Raw genomic sequence first — 3,924 nt, 5'->3', positions numbered from 1 at the left:
CCCCCGACCTCGCCTCCTTCCCCCGCGCCGAATGGCTCAAGGCCGCCCGCCGCGCCCTCGCCACCGCCCCCTACCAGGCCCTCGACTACGGCGATCCGCGCGGCCGGGTCGAACTGCGCACCGCCCTCGCCGAGTACCTCTCCCGCGCCCGCGGGGTGCGCGCCGACCCCGACCGCATCCTCGTCTGCGCCGGCATCTCGCACGGCCTGCGCCTCCTCGGCGCGGTGCTGCGGGCCCGGGGCGCCCGCACGGTCGCCGTGGAGTCCTACGGCCTCGACGTGCACTGGAACCTGCTCGCGGCCGCCGGCCTGCGGACCGTGCCACTGCCCTTCGACGAACGCGGCACGGATCCACGGGAGTTGACCGACCAGGGCGCAGTGCTGCTCACCCCCGCCCACCAGTTCCCGATGGGCGGCACCCTGCACCGCGACCGCCGCTCGGCCGTCGTCGAGTGGGCCCGCCGCACCGGAGGACTGGTCGTCGAGGACGACTACGACGGCGAGTTCCGCTACGACCGCCAGCCCGTCGGCGCCCTCCAGGGCCTGGACCCCGACCACGTCGTCCACGCGGGTACGGTCAGCAAGTCCCTCGCCCCCGGCCTGCGACTGGGCTGGCTGGTGCTGCCGCCCGGCCTCATGGAGGAGGTGCTGGCCGCCAAGGGCGACATCGACACCTGCGGGGTCCTCGACCAGTTGACCCTCGCCGAGTTCCTGACCTCCGGCGCCTACGACCGTCATGTGCGCGCCGCCCGGCTCCGCTACCGGCGCCGCCGCGACGCCCTCGTCGCCGAGCTCGCGCGGCGGGCCCCGCGGGTTCACGCCACCGGGATCGCGGCCGGCCTGCACGTGGTGCTGCGGCTCCCGCCGGGCACCGAGCAGCCGGCGCTGCGGGCGGCCGCCTGGCAGGGCCTCGCGATCCACGGACTGCACCGCTACCAGCACCCCGACGCCGTCGTCGAGCGGCGCGACGCGCTCGTCGTGGGCTACGGAACACCGCCGGACCACGCCTGGTCGGGAGCGCTGGAGGCGCTGTGCGCGGTACTGCCCGAATAGCGCCGCCGAATCCGACGGTTCCCTCCGGTAGGGCCGCCGAATCCGACAGGTCCTTTCCGGTAGAGCCGCGGCTTCCGACAGGTCCTTTCCGGTAGCGCCGCCGAATCCGACTGTTCCCTTCCCGTCGGCACGGCTCACCCTGTCGAGCCCTGCCGGCAGCAACTCAGGGAACCCTCACGGAATCCGCAGCTCGGATCGCTGACTCGAACGCTCCGGCGCCTCACCGAACCTGGCCAAGGCCAACGCCCCCGCGACGGCCACCACGAAACCCAGCACCGCCATCCACGCCAGCCCCTCCCGGGTACGGTCCCCGAGCCACACCACCCCCACCAGCGCGGGCCCGATCGTCTCCCCGATCACCATCCCCGCGGTCGCCGTGGTCACCGACCCCCGCTCCAGCGCCGAGGTCAGCGACAGAAAGGCCGCGCCACCGCCGACGAGCAGTGCGTACGTCGCCGGGTCGGCCAGCAGCGCCGACGGCGCGAGCGAGTCGATCAGGCGCACCGCCACCTCGACCACCCCGAACCCGAACCCGGCACCCAGCCCGAGCGCCAACGCCCGCCCGCGGTCCGGCAGTCGCCCGCCCCACAGCGCGAGTCCCAGCACCGCCAGGGCCGTCCCGAGCATCGCGTACCCCAGGGCCGCGGGACCGCTCCGGTCGCCCTCCGTCCCGGACGCGACGCCCAGCAGTGCCATCCCCGCGCACACCACCCCGACCGCGCCCCACTCACCCCCGCTCAGCCGCACCCGCAGCAGCCGCGCCGACACCACCGCCGTCACCGCGAGACTCGACGCGAGCGCCGCGCCCACCGCGTAGATCGGCACCGACCGCAACGCGGCGATCTGCAGCAGGAACCCCACCCCGTCCAGGGCCAGCCCCGCCAGATACCGCCACTGCCGCACCGCCCGCAGGAACAGCGTCACCGCGAACGCCGTCCCCCCGTCGGCACCGCCACCCGCGTCCGCGGCCCGTGCCGCCATCGCCTGGAGCACGGTGGCCGTGCCGAAGCAGACCGAGGCACCGAGAGCACACACCATTCCAAAGAACACAAAGCGACCTTAGGGGAGGGGCGCAGAGGTGGGCTGCCTTGGGCAGAGCTCTTACTGATCTCTAAGCTGTCCGCCGGACACACGCACACCGGGCCCACGGCCCGACCAAGGGGGAGACACGAACATGGCGGACGCACGCCGGCAACTTCGCTCGGGCACGGTCGCACTCGGCGGCGTGGGACTGCTCGCCATGGCCCTGACCGCCTGCTCCTCCGAACCCGACAAGCGCTGCGTCGACCGGGACAGCTACACCCTCGGCAAGGGCTACCGGGTCGTCGCCGACAAGAACTGCAAGTCCAGCACCTCGGTCAACGGCTCCTACTACTACGGCGGCAAGAAGAAGGGAAGCTGGGTCAAGGGCGGCTCCTTCACCAAGAAGTCCGGCAAGGGCTCCGGCGGTTCGTCCAGCAGCGGCGGCAGCGGGGTCGACCGCGGCGGCTTCGGCAGCGGGGACGGCGACGGCGGCTCCGGCAAGGGCAGCTCCGGCGGCTGACGGCCGAGCATCATGCGCCGACACACCATCACCCCGCGTCCCGACTGGCAGCGCACCGTCGAGGCCCAGGGCCTCGTCTACCCGCTCACCCGCCATCCCGACGGCTCCCTGCGCCCCTACTGGGACGAGAGCGCCTACTACTCCTTCACGCTCCCGGAGGTGGAGGCGCTGGAGGAGACCGTCGAGACCCTGCACGGCATGTGCCTGGCGGCCGCCGACCACATCGTCACCGCGAACCGCTTCGCCGACCTCGGCATCACCGACCCCCGCGTGGCCGAGGCGGTCGCCGAGTCCTGGCACCGGCGTGCCGAACTCCCTTCCGTCTACGGCCGTTTCGACCTCCGTCACGACGGAGACGGCCCGGCCAAGATGCTGGAGTACAACGCCGACACCCCCACCTCCCTCGTCGAGGCCGCCTCACCCCAGTGGTTCTGGATGGAGGAGCGCTTCCCCGGCGCGGACCAGTGGAACTCCCTCCACGAACGACTCGTCGCCGCCTGGAAGAAGCAGGCCGCCCTCCTGCCGCCCGGCAGCCCGCTCTACTTCGCGCACTCCTCGGCCGACGAACTCGGCGAGGACCTCATGACGGTCGCCTACCTCAAGGAGACCGCCGAGCAGGCCGGCCTGGACACCGACTGGATCTCCATGGAGGAGATCGGCTGGGACCCCCTCTCCGGACGCTTCGTCGACAACCAGCTCCGCTTCATCCGCAGTTGCTTCAAGCTCTACCCCTGGGAGTGGCTCACCACGGACCGCTTCGCCGGCCACGTCCTCGACACCCTCGACAACGGCGGCGGCACCGGCAGCACCCTGTGGATCGAACCCGCCTGGAAGATGCTCCTGAGCAACAAGGCCCTCCTCGCGATCCTCTGGGAGCTGTACCCCGACCACCCCAACCTCCTCCCCGCCTACCTCGACGGCCCCCGGCACCTGGCCACCACGACCGGTTACGTCGCCAAGCCCCTGCTCGGCCGCGAGGGCGCCGGGGTGACGGTCCACGCGCCCGGTACCGCTGCGGTCCCCCGCGAGGAGCCGTGCTGCTACCAGGAACTCGCCCCCCTCCCCGACTTCGACGGCAACCACGTGGTCCTCGGCGCCTGGGTCGTGCAGGACGAACCGGCCGGCCTCGGCATCCGCGAGTCCGCCGGCCTGATCACGGACGAGTACGCCCGCTTCTTGCCGCACGTGATTCTTTGAGGCGGAGTATTAGGAGAGCTGGGGGAGGCGGGGCGTCTCCCGGCCACGGGTGAGCCGAAGCACGCGTCCTGCGGGCCCCTGGGGCCATGACCTCGCGGTTGTGTCCGGCGGGCGTCCGGACGGGGCCGGGGG

General features: G+C 72.7%; 4 protein-coding genes. 3 read left to right on the top strand and 1 reads right to left on the bottom strand.

Annotated elements, in window-relative coordinates:
• The coding region (locus AOJ26_RS21065; protein WP_053849883.1) for a PLP-dependent aminotransferase family protein at window positions 1-1,052 on the top strand (1,052 nt) is incomplete at its 5' end.
• Window positions 1,053-1,226: 174 nt separating this feature from the next.
• Here the strand turns inward: AOJ26_RS21065 and AOJ26_RS21060 are convergent.
• Window positions 1,227-2,090, bottom strand: coding sequence for a hypothetical protein (locus AOJ26_RS21060; protein ID WP_053849882.1), 864 nt, complete (start codon window positions 2,088-2,090; stop codon window positions 1,227-1,229).
• Between the two features lie 136 nt (window positions 2,091-2,226).
• Between AOJ26_RS21060 and AOJ26_RS21055 the strand changes: the two genes are divergently transcribed.
• The gene (locus AOJ26_RS21055) at window positions 2,227-2,595 is read left to right on the top strand and encodes a hypothetical protein (RefSeq protein ID WP_053849881.1); all 369 of its coding nucleotides are present in this window, start codon (window positions 2,227-2,229) and stop codon (window positions 2,593-2,595) included.
• Between the two features lie 12 nt (window positions 2,596-2,607).
• Window positions 2,608-3,792 carry a glutathionylspermidine synthase family protein gene (locus AOJ26_RS21050; protein WP_053849880.1) on the top strand — a complete coding sequence of 395 codons (1,185 nt, stop codon included), beginning with the start codon at window positions 2,608-2,610 and terminating at the stop codon, window positions 3,790-3,792.
• Window positions 3,793-3,924 lie beyond the last annotated feature (132 nt).

It is taken from the genome of Streptomyces sp. NRRL B-24085 (assembly GCF_001282115.1).
GTDB lineage: Bacteria > Actinomycetota > Actinomycetes > Streptomycetales > Streptomycetaceae > Streptomyces.
This window is presented reverse-complemented; position numbering and strand designations above follow the sequence as displayed.